The organism is uncultured Campylobacter sp., assembly GCF_937959485.1.
GTDB lineage: Bacteria > Campylobacterota > Campylobacteria > Campylobacterales > Campylobacteraceae > Campylobacter_B.
Map to the genome: position 1 here is coordinate 67,504 of NZ_CALGPY010000006.1, position 15,490 is coordinate 82,993.

Below are 15,490 nucleotides of genomic sequence, written 5' to 3' on the forward strand. Positions count from 1 at the left end.
CATCAATCCTTTGGAGCATACCAAAAACCGCTATTGTCAAGCTTTTCTTTGAATACGATGCTGTTGCACAGAACCTTTAATCTTTCAAATCTATCATATATGCTAGGCACTACGCCGTCGCTGTTTTTCGCACACAATATATTGCTTACATAAATTTCCGATTTGTCCTCCACGCCGATAACATCATTAAATATCGCTAGTATTGCGATGAAAATTTCTTTTGGAAGCGTTTTGTTATGATAAAAGCTCAAAATCTGCATTAAAGTTTTATCCAACTTCCAATAGTCGCAATCCGACCAAGTTTTTTGATAGATAAATTTTCCGACAAACGAATTAATGCTGAATTTATCAGAATTCGTTGAATTTTGGTATAAAAGCTTTAAATACATTAATCACCGTCCTTTTTTCATTCTTTATTAAACATTTAGCCATCTTTATGACAAATTTATATTTATAAAATTGATTATTTTCTGCTTGGCAACTCTTTAGATAAAATTTTTGAATCAGTATACAATTTTTTCAAAAATTCTATCTCTTCTTGATCTAGCTCATCTAAAACCTCTTCTGTCGGTTTTTCGCTTAAAATTTTTCCATAAACCAAACTCAGCCTTTTATATGCGCGCGGGTTACCGTTCTTTTCAAATTGCTTTATTATAGCAATTCTGCACTCTTTTGTTATTTCAGAATTGCCCATAAAAAGATCTTTTATATCGCAAGAAGCGCTTTGCTCTTTATATAGATAAAATATCCACGCAAATAATATTATAGCGGCGGCAATAAAGTAAATTTTATTTTTCATGAAATCTCTTATTCTTTTGGTTTTTTATCCGTGTAATATAGATGTATGACTTCATCCATGTTAATCTCTTTTTCCTTTCCGATCCGCTCGGTACACAATGTGAAATTTCCCTCCCTCAAAACGCACTTTTTTAATAAACCAACTATAAAGTCGTTATTTGTGCATAGATCTAAATTTCCAGAATGAAATTTTTTAATAAAATTTAGCTCTTCTTTGTCTAATTCTTGCTGCGCCTTTTTATCTACACAATATCTATCTAAAAAATATCGCTCATAAAAATAAAAAAGTCGCCTATGCCCCCCGCTGTTGCCATTATTAGCCCGTCGTATCAATTTTAATCTGCATTTTTGCTCCATACGATTGTAGTTTTGCCTCAACATATCGTTAATATCACAAGGTGAAAAACTTAGCACCGAAAGAATAATATAAATATAAAGAAATATACTAATTATGATGAGAAAAAATTTCATTTTATATCCTTACTTATTTTTGGTTTTTTAGATATAACCGATCAATCATAGAATTTGCGATTTAATTAGTAATAAAAGTGGTGTCCTGCGTTGAATTTTTACAACCCTCAGAATTCCCCCGAACACTCGATTACAGAATATCAGTATATAGTCTTTTAAAAAACTATATAAAAATATTTGTCGTCTCTTAAGGAAACTTTAAATAATAAGCAAAAATGAGTTAAGAAGTTTCAAACCTTAAGAAATTTAGCTTAAGCCTTATAGCAGCTCAAGGTTTAAAATCTTAAAGATGTTGATTAATACATTTTCACTAAATGCCTTAAGCGCCTATCTGTAAGATGTTTGTTCTTTAAGGCAGAGAACAAATAAAAACAGATAAAAGCTTAAAGCCTTCTTCGTCCTTATGAACAAGGGGATTATATTAGAAAGATCTTAAAAGCTTCTTAGCTCAAATTTATTAATCTCTTCTTTTACTTTCATTTGCAGATAAAAAGTCTAAAGGCTTAGAGGCTTCTTTAAAAGTATAAAGGAGGCCATGCTATTTTCTTATATAGTATTAAGATAGCCAAAGGCTTTTAAAATATGGGAGAGTGTTTAAAAAATGATGGGTTGCCACCCTTAATACTTCATACCTAAATATCTTCAATATCCTTTAGATACTCAAGCATTCTATTAGAGCAAAGCCCAAAATATCAAAAGCAAGGCTACACATAAAAAATATCCTTAAAATGGATAGGCTAAGAGGTTGCTCTATCTATGATAAAAGAGCTACTTTGGTAAATAATATCCCCGCAAGCGATAAAAATATATTAAGATCAAATACTATTTATAATATAGTACTAGGCAAAAAATACTCCTAAAAGAAATAAAAAATTTATTCTATCCACTAGATATATAAAATTCCGCCTATGCAATATAATATCCCTACAAGGAATAATCGCAACGGCGGTAGCAGACGAGCAAATGCTCCGCTAGCGACGAGCGAGGCAAGCCCCGTAACCTTTAACGGAGGCGCTACCTCCACGCGGCTTTTCAGATAGCCCCCCTTTTTCAAATTTAATGCACTTAGGCAATAAATAAAACGAAGAAGAAGGCTATCTAGGGAAAAAACTCTAGGGGCAAAAAGACGTTACATCTTTAGAATTTAGTTAAAACAGAAGCTTTTTAGATTAATGTGCGAAGCTATAACGCACCTCTGCGATTTTTCTTATTACCCCAAACCGCCAGCGGGGAACTAAAGATTAAGAATGCTTGATAAGCGTTTAAGCTTATCAATAAAAACATTACCGATAACGTAACCCATCGAAAAACCATAATATATAAACTTTAAAGGCTACTTCAAAAGCCTAAAGGCTTTTTAACATATAAAACATTCTTTCTCCTTAGTAAAAACGTTATAAGATATTTCAAAAATACCTTATGAAAACAATATAGCTGAAAAAGAAAAAAAATGGTGTGAGTTGTTTTTAAAAGACGGAGGTTATTTTAATAAACTTGGGTCTAAAGGCAATGAGGCAACCTGGTAAACCGAGCATTAAAAGATATGAAAGCTAATATGCAATATGCAAGAAATTCCTAGTAAAAAGCATAAGGCCAAAAAAGAATGGGAATGCTTCAGAATTTATATAATCTATCGTGGCCCTATCCTCGCAAGCACTTACCTTCAGTATCAAAAGAAAGAAGACGAGTGCTCAAAAGGAGGCAATGCACTTAAAATTAGGGCGAGCGCTTAGGAAAGGAGTAGTGATGAAGTAATATACGAGAAGGGAGGGAAAGTAAGTGCTTTTTTAAGAGGATAAGGCGGCTCATACCCCAATTACGGTAAGCTGTAGAATGACAAACTGCGGATAGATTTGCTTTAACTCTCTATCTTACTGTTTTTCCGCTTATCCGGAAATTTCTAAAGTACATAAGCATATAGACTCAAGGACGCTATCCATAGTAGGAATAATACCTTTAGCCCTCCCCCTCTCTCCCCTTAAAATTTAAACCCCAGCCCCTTTAAATAACCTAGCCACCATGTTAGAACCCTACGAGTATTCTCAACGTTCGTAGCTTTGTTATAAATCTTTTGTATCTCTCTTTGTGCATGAAAAAGGGTACGTTCAATGCTATAAGGATCCAGCTTGTTCTCATGTATTTTTTCATATGCAAAGGTTTCTAGTATCTTTCTAAAAGAGTGAAAAACTAGTCTATTCTTAGCTATTACGGGAGCATAGGTTTTAAGCGCTTTAACTAGAGTCATATCGCTTAGTACCTCTCCTTGCGTATTGGCAAAGCATAGCAAGCAGCTGCTATTATGAGCGTGTAACCTTTGCAGCCATTGCCCTACTTCTCTAGGAAGTCCAAGATGTTCATCTCCATTGCTTTTTACCTTATTCTCATCTTGCGGGAATAGTAAGTAGTATTCTCCATCATCGCCCACTTTTAAATGCTCATGGGTTAAATTTCTTACATTTGAGCTTCTTAGCCCCGTAAGCAGTCCAAAGATCAAAGCATTCTTAACACCTATTTGATGAGGATAGTTCATGATAAATTTAATAAGTACGGTTAAATCCAAGTCATCTTTTATATATGGGTATTCGCTATGGCGAGGTATATTATAAAAGTCCTTAAACACCTCTTCTGCAAATAATGGATTTTTGGAAATATCTCTTATGCGAGCATATCTGAATAGTCTTTTAATGAGTTTGAATAAAATTTCTAAGGAAGCGTATTTTTCATTATCGTAATAATAATCCAGTATCGGCATAATATCCTTTTTGCTTATCTTGTTTATATCTTTGTCACAAATATCCCTTAAAGCTTTAAAGCTCATATCTCGTCTTTTAGAGGTTGCTAATGCAACATTGCCGTTATGTCTGCGAAACTGTCTATAAACGCTTGCCAGAGTATTTTTAGCAGGAGTCAGCTTAGCAGAATCATCTATCATTAAACCTTTAAGAGTTTCTTTGGCCTCGCTTAGGCTTATCTCATCTACATTACCTAAAGACTTAATCAGCTTGCCGCCTATGCAATAGTGATAGTGCCTATGGATTGTTTGCTCTCCCTTTTTAGTAGATGAGCGGTAAAATCTAACTGCTATATGCTCATCGATCATTTCCACCATAGTGTTTTTGCGATGAGGCAGGGAGAAATTTCTGATGACTTTATCGGGATCCGTTTTAAAAGCCGGATCGTCTTTAATTTTAGAAAAAACTTTCATAACCACTTATCCTTTAAAATTTCATATAGTTTCATAGGACAAATTATAAAAGTTTCCAAAGAGCTTAGCAAGCTTAAGAGCTACTATACATTTTTTAATATATAGTAGTTTCTCTTAAACCGCCTGTATAATCTAGCGTTTTTAACATTTGAAATTTTTTTGAAAAAATTTGAAAAAGCCGTAAAACAGGGCTTTTAAAAAAATCAAAAAACTAAAAATAGGGGGGAAATTTGATAGATGGTGTCCTGCGTTGGATTCGAACCAACGACCCCCTCATTAAAAGTGAGATGCTCTACCGACTGAGCTAGCAAGACATCGTAAGAAAGTGGCGCGACGAATGGGGCTCGAACCCACGACCTCCGCCGTGACAGGGCGGCATTCTAACCAGCTGAACTACCGTCGCACCAAAAATCACACTCGCAGCGCAAGTGCTAAAGAAGTATGAAATCCAAGGATTTCAAAATGGTGGTCGCTGTAGGGATCGAACCTGCGACATCCACCTTGTAAGGGTGGCGCTCTACCAGCTGAGCTAAGCGACCGTTTGGGTTTAAAAAAGAAATGTGATTATATATCCAATACGATTAATTTTCACTTAAACAATGATGAAAAGACTGAAATTGTGCTATACTTGCGACATAAAATTTTATCAAAGGCTCGGTAAATTTAGATGAAAAAGTTGGTTTTCGCCCTGTTTTTAGCGCTTCAAGCCCCCGCTTACTCGCCGAACGAGATCGTAAACGCCATCGCCGCAGTAGCGCAAAACGAAGGCGTAAAGCCCGAGATCCTCTACACCATCGTCAAAATCGAAAGCGACTTCGAGCCCTTTACGATTTCGTTTTTGACGAACAAAGCAAACGCCGATTATTTCGCCGGCCTGCGCAATCAAAACGTGCAGATCAAAACGAGCAACTACAGCCTAAATTCCAGCAAATGGGTCGTTACGATAATACCGGCAAACGAAATTTACGCAGTACAGATCGCCAAGTACCTGTATGAGGACGGATTTAGCATTGACGTAGGACTCGGGCAGCTAAACGCCGTAAATTTCAGCCAAAATGAGATAGATTATATATTCAACCCGATGTATAACCTCACCAAATGCGCCAAAATCCTACGCAAATGCTGGAACGCTAAAGACAAAAATATCAAAGATACGATCGAGTGCTACAACTACGGCATGCGCAAGCGCTACTCAAACCCCTACTACAAGCGCTTTTACGAGCATTACGAAAAATTTTTCGGCAAGCCCTATTAAGAGTTAGTAAAATTTCGCTAAAATCACGCAAATTTTAAAAAAGGATACTTCATGATACTGATCGCAGGACCCTGCGTGATCGAAAGCCGCGAGCTGATAATGCAAGTCGCGGAAAGTTTGCGCAAATTTAACGAAATAAGCGGGGTGGAATTTTACTTCAAAAGTAGCTTCGATAAAGCCAACCGCACCAGCATCTCAAGCTTCCGCGGCCCGGGGCTTGAGCGCGGCTGTGAAATTTTAGCCGAAGTAAAGGAAAAGTTCGGCTATAAAATTTTAACCGACATCCACGAAAGCTACCAAGCAGAGCCCGCCGCGCGCGTCGCCGACGTGTTGCAAATACCTGCGTTTTTGTGCCGCCAAACCGACCTACTCGTCGCTGCAGCCAGCACGCAAGCGGTAGTAAACATCAAAAAAGGTCAGTTTTTATCGCCACAGGTGATGAAACACAGCGTCGAAAAGGTGCTGCAAACCCGCAGCGCACGGGCTTATACTCCGCAAAGCGGCGCGGCATCTAGCGATACAAAGGCCGCTCAAAACAGCGCCTGCTCCGACGATGCCAAAATTTGCGGTGCGCCGAGCGACGCTCGAAGCAGTACAGATAGCGGATCTTTGGCGTTAGACGCGCAAAATTCTTGCGGCGCACAGTCGGGCGCACAAAATTTTATTCATACTTGCGGCACTAAAAGTGGTGCCGAAAATGCTGCTAAAGGTACGGCGACACCTTGTGCCGCGCAAAGCGATAACGAAGCGCAAAACACGCCGCAGCCAAACTTATCTCATACTTGCAACGCGCAAGACAGCTCGATAAGTGCTGCACAAAATGCCCCACAGCCAAGCGGCGAAGAGATGCACGATCTGGCACGCCGCCACGGCGTTTGGCTCACCGAGCGTGGCAGCACCTTCGGCTACGGAAATTTGATCGTCGATATGCGCTCGCTGCCGATTATGCGCGAGTTTGCGCCGGTCATTTTCGACGCTACGCACAGCGTGCAGATGCCTAGTATCGGCGCTACGAGCGGCGGCGACTCGCGCTTCGTGCCGTACCTTGCACGAGCGGCGGCGGCCGTGGGCGTGGACGGCTTTTTTTACGAAACGCACCCAGATCCCGCCCACGCGCTTTCTGATGGACCGAATATGCTAAATTTGCAGCAGCTAGAGCGCGTCGTAGCGCAGACGCTCGCAATTCAAAAAGCGCTCGGATTTTAGAGCGAGCGGCTGTAAAATTTCAAATTTAGGCTATCAAGTTTAAATTTTAATTTCGCTTCGTTGCGCACGCTAGCCGATTTTCGTACTTTGCGCTAATAAATTCTATATGCAAGGGCGTGCTTCAAGCGCAGCGAGTTTGCATATCGAGCGCTAAAAATTTAAAACGTATTGCACGGCTATAAAATTTAGCGCATTTATAAATTTACCCCGCAAGCTTCATTAAGCCTTAGGGCTTTGATAAAATTTATGCGGCACAGGGCGATCGCCAGGCCGCGAGCGGAGCAGTTTCGCGCCGCTAAATTTAAAATTTTAAAAGCCTCGTTCGCAGAATTTTGCTATAAATTTTGCGCTGAATTTCGCAGCCGCCCGCGTAAAATTTAATGTAAATTTACGCGCAAATCCCAATCGTCCAATCCGCCATTGCACAAGCCGCTGCCGCATAAAATTTAAGTCGAGATTAATGGGGCGGGGATATAATTCAAGCCTAAAATTCTTTTAAAGGATATTTATGGGTTACGTAGAGTCTAACCTTCTAAATGGCGAAAATGTGATTGCTAAAGCCAAAATTCACCGGGCGGTTTTTATCTCCGCTATCATCATATTAATTCCCGCGATAGTTGGAATCATAAATAAAGACGATAGACTTTCATTCATATGCTTTGGCGGTTTTATAGCGGCGCTAATTCACGGGTTTATTGTTTTAAAAACAAACGAGCTCGCTATCACAAATCAGCGTATAATCGGCAAAAAGGGTCTTATTAGTCGTGAAACGGTGGAACTGAAATATGAAAAAATCGAAAGCATATCCGTAATGCAGAGTATCTTGGGACGAATTTTAAAATTCGGCACCATAGTGGTGCGAGGTACCGGCGGCACTGCGGTTAGTTTCCAATTTATCGCTAATCCCGTAGCGTTTAAAAACAAGGCGATGGAAAAGATCGGCTAGACTTTTTTCATATATAAAATTTCAGCCAAATCATAAAATTTTACGTTGCAAATTTTACTCTATGCCGCGCCGGCTTTTAAATTTATAAGCGATTTGCGCTTGCACCGCCGCCGGCATTTTATCTAAAATTTTGTTTTTGTCGCTATAATGCGGTTTCTTGACCTTTTCGTCTAGTGGCTCAGGACGTTGCATTCTCAGTGCGAAAACGCGTGGTTCAAATCCCGCAAGGGTCGCCATTATGGACTTGTACAAGCCTCTTGATTTTAAACGATAAATTTATCTATGATTTTATCATGGGCTTTCATATAGCCCGTTAGATTTTAAATAATAGATTTTATCCGCGATTTTATCGATGAAATTTTTATCGTGCGAAACGATGATTTCGCTTACGTCAAGCCCCGCCAAGATCCCCGCCACGCGCTCCTGCATCGCCTCATCAAGTGCCGTCGTAGGCTCGTCCAGTAGCAGTATCCTAGGCTCGCACACCAGCGCACCCGCAAGCGCCACCAGTTTTTTCTCGCCGCCGCTTAGATGAAAGGGCACTCGCTCGCGCAGATGTTCGATGCCCAAGCGCCACAGCGTCTCCAGCACCTTGCGCTCGATCTGCTCTTCACTTAAAATTTCAAGCTTTTTTAGATGATCGTTTTCGCTGCCCTGCCTTAAAATTTCCGCCTTACGACTAAAAAATTTAGAAAAAATTCCACGCCTTTGCTCCACATTTCGTGCTCGTTTTAACCGCTCATTTTGCGCACGCAGGCTAAATGCGACGTCCTCAAACACGCTCGCGCACAAAAATTGATCGTCGCTGTTTTGAAATAAAAACCCGATCTCGTGGCGAAATTTTGCAAAATCCTCCACACACTCAAGCTTCTCGCTGAAAAGCTCGATCTCACCCTCGCCCCATTGCCTTAGGCCGCCTAAAATTTGAAGCAGGCTCGTCTTGCCCTGCCCGTTCGCGCCCAAGATCGCTACTTTTTCCTTATGCCCTACGCTCAAATTTACGCCGCGAAAAATTTCTCGCTCGCCGTTTTTAGCGCTTATTCCATACGCCTTAAGCGAGCAACTCATAAGATAGCTCCGATTTTAATAGATACGCACGCCAGCACGAACGCCAAAAATGACGCCTCCGAGATGCTCAAGCCCTCGCGACGTTCGTAAAATAGCCTACCGCAAAACCCTCGCGCGCTCATCACCAAGCTTAAATTCCTTGCTTGCTCAAGTGCCGAAATCGCTAAAATCCCGATCAAATTCGCATAAATTTTATAAGTGAAAATTCCGCTCGTCCCTACAAATCCGCGCATGCGCAAAAGTACTTGCAGTCTCGCGAGATCCGAGCGTAAAAAATTTACGAATCGCCCACAGCAATACACCAAAGAGCTTAGCTTTTCGCCGAGCCCGAGCCCGTAAAATCCGCGCGCGAAAAAATATTCGTCCTTGCCGTAAAATAGCAAAATCGCAAACGCCATTATCAAATTAGCGCGCAAAAATATCACGCCCGCAAGCTCGTAGTTGCTGACTATGGCGGGGCTTAACGCGCTTAAAATAGCAAAGATATTTAATACCGCAAGCCTTGTGCAGACCGCGCGTGCAATCGAAATTTTAAGCGCAAAAAGAAGTAGCGGCGGGGCAAAAAACGCCGCATAAAGCTGCCCGCTAAGTCCGACGCCGAAGCTGAAGATGAAAAACACGAGCAGCGATACGGCAGGGCTCATTTGCGCGCTCTTTTCGCTAGCCACATTAAGCCAAAAAAGCCGAAAATCAAGGCCAAACAAAGCGCGATTTTAGGCGCCTCGGCGGACTGGCTTTGAAACGCCATGCTCCTAATATCGCTCTTAGGGCTTTCTTTCGGCGAGATGCTTTGCGAGGCTGAATTTTGCAAAGGTTTGGAAACACTTGAAATTTTATTTTCAGGCGTACTGGCTTTTGGCGCGATATTTTCGGGCGCGCTGCCTTCGGGCGCGGAATTTTTAGCGGCGTCTAAATTTTGAGGTTCAGAATTTTGCGGCGTGGAATTTTCAGGATCACCGGAATTCTGCAGCGCAAAGTCCTCGGTGCTAAATTCCATCTGCGCGCCGTGTCCTGCACCCCCGTAAATTTGAATAGTAAAATTTTTAGCTGGAATCTTTATGCTCGCAAGTCCCTCTTTATCGGTCCTAGTGCGCAAAATTTCACGCCCGTCCGCACTGATTAAAACTTCGCACTCTATGCAAGGGGAATTTTTATAAAAATAGCTATAAATCGCTACCCTATCGCCCTCTTGCGTCGCGAAAAGATGAAGCGCATGCGAAAATGCAAAAGAGCTCAAAATCGCTAAGAAAAATAGCGCTCTCATTGTCTCTGTCCGCCGTAAAATTTCGCAATAAAGCTAAGCGCAAAAAGAGTGATAATACCTTCCAAAACAGCTAGAATCGCGCCTTCGAGCGAGATAAGCGTCGCGATAGCAAAAAACTCCCGCCCGCTGATGAAAAGCACGAGATCAAGAAGCAGCATCGAGCAGACGATCGGCACGAAGCCCGCCAAAAATAGATAAATTTTTTGCGTGCGCGCTTTTAGCTCTTGCGCTTTTGAGGCGGCGGCAAAGAGCCCGCCCAAAACCGCTGGAAAGCCGATGACTGCGGTATTTACGCCGAGCACGCTAAGCCCTCCGAAGCCGAAAAACACCCCTTGCAAAAAAAGCGCGACGAAAATCGCCAAGATCGCGCGCGAGCCCAAAAACGCGCCCACGAACCCGCTTAGCATCAGGTGCATGGAGCTGACGCCCACGGGCAGGTGCACGAAAGAGGCGACGAAAAACAGCGCGCTAAAACATGCGATCCTAGGGATCTCAGACTGCCTTACGCGCCATAAAATCGCCGCTACCGCGGGCGCCGTAACCGCCCAGCCTGCGAGCAGCACGGGCGCGCTCAAAACTCCTTCGCTAATGTGCACGGCTCGCCTCCTTTAAATAGCCCCCGTTTTTCAGATGCGCAAAAACGCGGGATCTAGCTAAATTTGAGGCATTTGCGACCTTTGTGATAATCGCTTTGATTACTACAGGTCTTGCTTTTACGGCTTTAATCGCGGCAAAATTTGCGGCTGTAAAACTCGCGGCTTGCGTCCTATTTGCGGCGGCTATTAGCGCAAAACTCGGAGCGGTCTCGGAACCGCTTACGGAACTGGTAAATTTGATAAATTTTACGGCTCGCACGGCGCAAGAATTTTTAATTGCCGTATTTGCGGAAGCGGCAAGTAGATTTCTCGACGTAAAATTTGAGGCTCCGATCGATCTCGGTGCAACGCTCCCGCGGTAAAACAGAGCCTGCAAAATTTCAAAAAACGAAATTTTACGTGCTGGTATTTTACGCTCGTAAATCCATGGATATGAAATTTTACGACTCGAAGCTACTAAGAGCGGATTCCTACCAAGCAAAATTCCACGCAGCAGAGCTCCGTTACTTAAAATTTTACTCGGCGAAATTTTGCTCCGTAAAGTTTTAACCAAACCCCGAGACGCAGACTGTGCGCGGGTGCAAAACGACAAAATTCTACCCCGTAAAATTTCAGCCGCAGAATTCGCTGGAAATTTTACACCCAAAAGCAAAACGCGCGAAAATAAAATTTCAAAGCCCTGCCAAAGCGTAAATTTAAATTTATCCGCAGCGACGCAAATTTCGCCAGAAAAAAGAGATCTCACCGAGCCGCTCCCCTATTTTTTCAGCTCGTCTGCTTTGATCCAAAGCACGGCGCCCAGCTCATTTACGGGCTGCTCGCTTCCTTTGGCGGCTTCCTCCTCGCTAAGAGCCGCAAAGCCCCACCAGCCGGCAACCGGCATCACGAAGCTAAACTCGCCCGCGCCGTTGGTTTTAACGACCTGCGTGACATGCGCCTCGCTAGGGGCTTTGTAGCCCTTATCGTTATATAGCTCGATCTCCACGTCCGCGCCCGGAACGGGCCTTCCGTGCAGTAAAAAAACTCCGCTAAATATCTCTCCCGCATACAGCGCATAAGGCCGCACTAGCGGCACGATCTCCGCCTCTAGCCCGAGCGGCTTATCCCAGCCTTCGCCCGCGCCGTAAGCATCGACGTAGGTTTTGGTGATATGGCGGATCATCTTGCGCTCGGCCGGCTCGGCATAGGGTTTCGGATCGAAATAAAACGCCAAAAGCGATGGCTTGTCAGCTTTAAATTCCGCCGCGAAATAGGAATTTTCACCCTTTTTCTGCTCTTTTAGGCTGCCTAGGAGCGATTTTTTCTCGCCGTCAATAAAAACGCCGAATTCTGTGGGCTTTTGTAGATTCATAGACTCCTGTAAAAACGGATGGGAGAATTCCAAATTTAGCTTTAAAGTAGCATCTTTTTGATCCTCTACGACATTTTTATCCGTCGTAAGAACGCCAAAATGCGCGAATGCAAGGCTCGCCGCGAAAATTCCTAAAAAAGCAAATTTTGCCTTCATGTAATACCTTTCATAATAAAATATTACGGAATTGTATCACTTTTTTTCATCCGTATTGCTTAAATGTGGGTTTATTTTGAGTATTTAAAGCAAACTTTGGTTAAAATGTCGCAATTTAAATTACCAAAAAGAGGCAGAAAATGATAAATTTAAAACTTATCGAGACGAATTTTGACGAATTTAATAAAAAACTCATCGCCAAAAAAGTCCCGCCGCAAACTCTGCAATCGCTACTGGATGCCTACAACGAGCTAAAATCTAAAAAGACGGAGTTAGAGAATCTTCAAGCCGTGCAAAATGCAAAGAGTAAGGAGCTCGGCCTCGCCGCGCGCGAGGGCAAGGACGTAGGCACGCTAAAATCGCAGCTTGAGGAAAACAAGCAAAAGATCCAAAGCCTAAGCGAGCTCGTAAATGAGCGCGGGCAGAGCCTAGAAGCGATCGCCGCGTGCGTGCCGAATATCATCGACGACGACGTGCCGATTGGCGCGGATGAGAGCGAAAACGTCTGTATCAAAAAGGTGCTTGATCCGCGCACGTTCGACTTCGCGCCCAAGCAGCACTTCGAGCTCGGCGAGGGGCTGAGATGGCTTGATTTCGAGCGCGGCGTCAAACTCAGCGGCAGCCGCTTTACCGCGATCCGCGGGTTGGGCGCAAAACTGAATATGGCTCTCATCAATTACATGATCGAATTTAACAACTCGCGCGGCTTCGAGCTCGTAAATATGCCGTTTTTGGTGCGCGATCAGATCCTCTACGGCACGGGTCAGCTGCCTAAATTTAAAGACGACCTCTACCGCGTTGACGACGAGGAGCAAAACCTCTACCTCATCCCTACGAGCGAGGTTACGGCGACGAATCTCTTCAACGATGAAATTTTACGCAGCGAGGAGCTGCCGATCAAGCTCACCAGCTACAGCCACTGCTTTCGCAAGGAAGCGGGCTCGGCGGGGCGCGATACGCGCGGCATGATCCGCCAACACCAGTTCGAAAAGGTCGAGCTCGTCGCAATCACGCGCCCAGAGGATAGCGCAAAGATGCTTGAGGAGATGATTTCATGCGCGAGTGATCTGCTAGCTAGCCTTGGCCTTCCACACAGACACATGCTGCTTTGCAGCGGCGATCTTGGCTTTAGCGCCGCAAAGACCGTGGATTTGGAGGTTTGGCTGCCAGGGCAGAACCAATACAGAGAGATCAGCTCGATCAGCAACTGTCGCGATTTTCAGGCGCGCAGAGCCAAGATTCGCTTCAAGGACGGCAAGAAAAATAGCCTCGTTCACACGCTAAACGGCTCCTCGCTCGCGGTCGGTCGCACGCTGATCGCGGTGATGGAAAACTACCAGCGCAAGGACGGCAGCATCGAAATCCCACGCGTTTTAGAAAAATATATGTAGGCGGCCCGTGCGAAAGCCTTACAAAAACCCAAATTCTAACGCCCGCTTCGCAACCGCTGGATTTTGCGCGATAAAATTTAGAAAGCGCGGCGTTAAATTTTATGAAGCTAGATTGCGCGAGACGGATTTTTTAACTCGCGCGGCAGAATTGTACGGCACGAAATTTCACGAGATAAAGCTCCAGACGCCAAATTCAGAGCTTAAAATGAAATTTAGCAAAGTGAAATTTGGCGGGGTAAAATTCCGCGGCGGCGCGCTTTTAAAATTTGCCGCCGCAAAAGGGCTACGACGCAGTCATAGCCTTTACGCCGCCACGCCCTTTAAATTTATCGCGCTGCAAAACGCAGGATTTTTTGCAACAAAATTTGGCGAAGCGGAATTTTGCGGCGCGAAACGGCGCGGAGCGGGCGCGTGAAGATCGCGCTTTTCGGCGGCAGTTTCGATCCGCCGCATGCAGGACACGACGCCGCGGTGAAGGCGATCTTATCCAGCCTGAAGCCCGACTTGCTGATCATAATGCCGTCGTTTCTAAACCCGTTTAAAAAGAGTTTTTCGGCGCCTCCGCAGCTGCGGCTCAGATGGTGCCGCGCGCTGTGGAACGACGCCCCGGGCGTGGAGATAAGCGATTATGAAATTTCGCAAAACCGCCCGGTACCCACGATACAAAGCGTGAAATTTCTGCTCGAAAAATACGGCGGAAACAGCAAAATCGCGGCAGAGACGGCAGCCGCGACGAGCGAAACCCAAAGCGCGGATAAAATTTCAAGCGCCGCTTCAAGCAGAGCGTCCGGCGCCGTCATGAGAGAAATTTCAAACTCCGTCGGGGATAAAATTTCGAGCGCAAGCAAAATTCCGAGCGCTGCCCGAAATGAAATTTCAAATGCAAGCGAAATTACAGTAACAGATGAAATTTCATGTGCTGTCAGGAACGAAATTTCAGACGTTGTCAAAATTCCAGGTGCTGTCGAGAGTGAAATTTTAAACGCCGTCACAGGCAAAATTTCAAGCTTCGTCAAAGCCTCAAGTGCCGTTGGAGACGAAATTTCAAATGTAAACAAAATTCCAAGCGGTAATGCAAATTGCATGGCTGATACAGATGACGCGAATTTCGTGGGTAGCGCAAATAGTGCCGGTGACACAGGCGGCGTAAATGACGCGGATAATGCGAGCGGCGCAGACACCGCACCAAAGCTCTACATCGTCGTGGGTGCCGACAACATGGCCGAGCTTCATAAATGGCGAGATTTTAGCGAACTGCAGAAATTGGCGGAGTTTATCGTGCTTACGAGGCCCGGCTACGAGATCCCGCGGCAGTGGGCGGGCCTAAGGCGGATCGAGATTGCCGTAGATGCGAGCTCAAGCGGTTTTAGGCGAGATTTCAAAGGCGAAATCCCGCCCAAGATCGCAGCAGAGGTCATAAAATTTTATAAAAGGAAAGATATGCAAGATCCAAAGCAAAGGGCAGAAAAGATCGCCGAAATTTTAAACGAAAAGAAAGCCGAAGACGTCCAGATCATCGATATGGAGGGGCGCGAATATATCGCGAAATTCGTAGTTATCGCCACTATGCTGACCGCCCGCCACGCAGCCTCGCTCATCGAGGAGCTAAAAAGCGTGCTCAAGCCGCTCGGCGAGGAGTTTTTGGCTATCGAAAGCGGCGATGAGTGGAGCGTCGTCGATCTCGGCGACATCATAGTCCATCTCATCAGCGAGGCTTACCGCGCCAAATACAATATCGAGGACTTCCTCGACAAGCTCAAAAAAGAGCAATTTTAAGGAGGGA

At 44.2% G+C, this 15,490-nt stretch carries 16 protein-coding genes, 4 tRNA genes and 1 pseudogene; 8 read left to right on the forward strand and 13 right to left on the reverse strand.

Annotated elements, in window-relative coordinates; translation table 11 throughout:
- Positions 1-2: 2 nt before the first annotated feature.
- The 7 genes from Q0380_RS05200 to Q0380_RS05230 form a co-directional block, all read right to left on the reverse strand.
- The gene (locus Q0380_RS05200; protein ID WP_298960998.1) at positions 3-389 is read right to left on the reverse strand and encodes an Imm41 family immunity protein; all 387 of its coding nucleotides are present in this window, start codon (positions 387-389) and stop codon (positions 3-5) included.
- A gap of 74 nt (positions 390-463) precedes the next feature.
- A complete protein-coding gene (locus Q0380_RS05205; protein WP_298961000.1) occupies positions 464-799 on the reverse strand; it encodes a hypothetical protein in 336 nt (111 codons plus the stop codon).
- 8 nt (positions 800-807) lie between these two features.
- Positions 808-1,269, reverse strand: a complete 462-nt coding sequence (locus Q0380_RS05210; RefSeq protein WP_298961003.1) for a hypothetical protein — start codon at positions 1,267-1,269, stop codon at positions 808-810.
- Positions 1,270-3,247: 1,978 nt separating this feature from the next.
- Positions 3,248-4,474: a tyrosine-type recombinase/integrase gene (locus Q0380_RS05215; protein ID WP_298961005.1), complete on the reverse strand. Its 1,227-nt coding sequence runs from the start codon at positions 4,472-4,474 to the stop codon at positions 3,248-3,250.
- A 238-nt stretch (positions 4,475-4,712) separates the two neighbouring features.
- A tRNA-Lys gene (locus Q0380_RS05220) sits at positions 4,713-4,788 on the reverse strand.
- Positions 4,789-4,800: 12 nt separating this feature from the next.
- Positions 4,801-4,877 (reverse strand) — tRNA-Asp (locus Q0380_RS05225).
- 60 nt (positions 4,878-4,937) lie between these two features.
- Positions 4,938-5,013, reverse strand: a tRNA-Val gene (locus tag Q0380_RS05230).
- Between the two features lie 128 nt (positions 5,014-5,141).
- On the opposite strand from Q0380_RS05230, the gene Q0380_RS05235 reads away from it, so the two are divergent.
- The 5 genes and pseudogenes from Q0380_RS05235 to Q0380_RS05255 all read left to right on the forward strand — a co-directional run bounded on the left by Q0380_RS05235 (position 5,142) and on the right by Q0380_RS05255 (position 8,117).
- On the forward strand, positions 5,142-5,729 hold the full coding sequence (locus Q0380_RS05235; RefSeq protein ID WP_298961006.1) for a transglycosylase SLT domain-containing protein: 588 nt from the start codon (positions 5,142-5,144) through the stop codon (positions 5,727-5,729).
- 51 nt (positions 5,730-5,780) lie between these two features.
- Positions 5,781-6,203 (forward strand): annotated as a pseudogene (locus tag Q0380_RS05240) (3-deoxy-8-phosphooctulonate synthase); the annotation flags it as partial.
- Positions 6,189-6,935, forward strand: a complete 747-nt coding sequence (locus tag Q0380_RS05245) for a hypothetical protein (RefSeq protein WP_298961440.1) — start codon at positions 6,189-6,191, stop codon at positions 6,933-6,935. The pseudogene Q0380_RS05240 and the gene Q0380_RS05245, both read left to right, overlap by 15 nt.
- Before the next feature lie 508 nt (positions 6,936-7,443).
- The gene (locus Q0380_RS05250; RefSeq protein WP_298961009.1) at positions 7,444-7,881 is read left to right on the forward strand and encodes a PH domain-containing protein; all 438 of its coding nucleotides are present in this window, start codon (positions 7,444-7,446) and stop codon (positions 7,879-7,881) included.
- Positions 7,882-8,040: 159 nt separating this feature from the next.
- A tRNA-Glu gene (locus Q0380_RS05255) sits at positions 8,041-8,117 on the forward strand.
- A gap of 55 nt (positions 8,118-8,172) precedes the next feature.
- Here Q0380_RS05255 and Q0380_RS05260 read toward each other — a convergent pair.
- The 6 genes from Q0380_RS05260 to Q0380_RS05285 are packed head-to-tail and all read right to left on the reverse strand — an operon-like array spanning position 8,173 to position 12,316.
- Positions 8,173-8,949, reverse strand: a complete 777-nt coding sequence (locus Q0380_RS05260) for an ABC transporter ATP-binding protein (RefSeq protein WP_298961010.1) — start codon at positions 8,947-8,949, stop codon at positions 8,173-8,175.
- Entirely contained in the window at positions 8,946-9,593 is a 648-nt protein-coding gene (locus tag Q0380_RS05265; RefSeq protein WP_298961013.1) for an energy-coupling factor transporter transmembrane component T, read from the reverse strand. The genes Q0380_RS05260 and Q0380_RS05265 overlap by 4 nt, the downstream gene beginning before the upstream one ends.
- Positions 9,590-10,213: a hypothetical protein gene (locus Q0380_RS05270; protein WP_298961016.1), complete on the reverse strand. Its 624-nt coding sequence runs from the start codon at positions 10,211-10,213 to the stop codon at positions 9,590-9,592. Before Q0380_RS05270 ends, Q0380_RS05265 begins: the two co-directional genes overlap by 4 nt.
- On the reverse strand, positions 10,210-10,809 hold the full coding sequence (cbiM, locus tag Q0380_RS05275; RefSeq protein ID WP_298961019.1) for a cobalt transporter CbiM: 600 nt from the start codon (positions 10,807-10,809) through the stop codon (positions 10,210-10,212). The genes Q0380_RS05270 and cbiM overlap by 4 nt, the downstream gene beginning before the upstream one ends.
- On the reverse strand, positions 10,799-11,554 hold the full coding sequence (locus Q0380_RS05280) for a hypothetical protein (protein WP_298961022.1): 756 nt from the start codon (positions 11,552-11,554) through the stop codon (positions 10,799-10,801). The genes cbiM and Q0380_RS05280 overlap by 11 nt, the downstream gene beginning before the upstream one ends.
- A gap of 12 nt (positions 11,555-11,566) precedes the next feature.
- Complete coding sequence (locus Q0380_RS05285; protein ID WP_298961027.1) at positions 11,567-12,316, reverse strand: DUF4198 domain-containing protein; 750 nt, start codon at positions 12,314-12,316, stop codon at positions 11,567-11,569.
- A gap of 140 nt (positions 12,317-12,456) precedes the next feature.
- Here Q0380_RS05285 and serS point away from each other — a divergent pair, with 140 nt between their 5' ends.
- Genes serS through rsfS form a run of 3 tightly spaced genes read left to right on the forward strand, consistent with a single transcriptional unit; the run spans position 12,457 to position 15,483 of the window.
- A complete protein-coding gene (serS, locus tag Q0380_RS05290; RefSeq protein WP_298961029.1) occupies positions 12,457-13,707 on the forward strand; it encodes a serine--tRNA ligase in 1,251 nt (416 codons plus the stop codon).
- Between the two features lie 7 nt (positions 13,708-13,714).
- A complete protein-coding gene (locus tag Q0380_RS05295; RefSeq protein WP_298961032.1) occupies positions 13,715-14,122 on the forward strand; it encodes a hypothetical protein in 408 nt (135 codons plus the stop codon).
- Positions 14,119-15,483: a ribosome silencing factor gene (gene rsfS / locus Q0380_RS05300; protein ID WP_298961035.1), complete on the forward strand. Its 1,365-nt coding sequence runs from the start codon at positions 14,119-14,121 to the stop codon at positions 15,481-15,483. The genes Q0380_RS05295 and rsfS overlap by 4 nt, the downstream gene beginning before the upstream one ends.
- Positions 15,484-15,490 lie beyond the last annotated feature (7 nt).

Coding starts and splice junctions, on each gene's coding strand:
- Q0380_RS05200 (WP_298960998.1), bottom strand. CDS start 389: ATGTATTTAAAGCTTTTATACCAAAATTCAACGAATTCTGATAAATTC.
- Q0380_RS05205 (WP_298961000.1), bottom strand. CDS start 799: ATGAAAAATAAAATTTACTTTATTGCCGCCGCTATAATATTATTTGCG.
- Q0380_RS05210 (WP_298961003.1), bottom strand. CDS start 1,269: ATGAAATTTTTTCTCATCATAATTAGTATATTTCTTTATATTTATATT.
- Q0380_RS05215 (WP_298961005.1), bottom strand. CDS start 4,474: ATGAAAGTTTTTTCTAAAATTAAAGACGATCCGGCTTTTAAAACGGAT.
- Q0380_RS05235 (WP_298961006.1), top strand. CDS start 5,142: ATGAAAAAGTTGGTTTTCGCCCTGTTTTTAGCGCTTCAAGCCCCCGCT.
- Q0380_RS05250 (WP_298961009.1), top strand. CDS start 7,444: ATGGGTTACGTAGAGTCTAACCTTCTAAATGGCGAAAATGTGATTGCT.
- Q0380_RS05260 (WP_298961010.1), bottom strand. CDS start 8,949: ATGAGTTGCTCGCTTAAGGCGTATGGAATAAGCGCTAAAAACGGCGAG.
- Q0380_RS05265 (WP_298961013.1), bottom strand. CDS start 9,593: ATGAGCCCTGCCGTATCGCTGCTCGTGTTTTTCATCTTCAGCTTCGGC.
- Q0380_RS05270 (WP_298961016.1), bottom strand. CDS start 10,213: ATGAGAGCGCTATTTTTCTTAGCGATTTTGAGCTCTTTTGCATTTTCG.
- Q0380_RS05285 (WP_298961027.1), bottom strand. CDS start 12,316: ATGAAGGCAAAATTTGCTTTTTTAGGAATTTTCGCGGCGAGCCTTGCA.
- serS (WP_298961029.1), top strand. CDS start 12,457: ATGATAAATTTAAAACTTATCGAGACGAATTTTGACGAATTTAATAAA.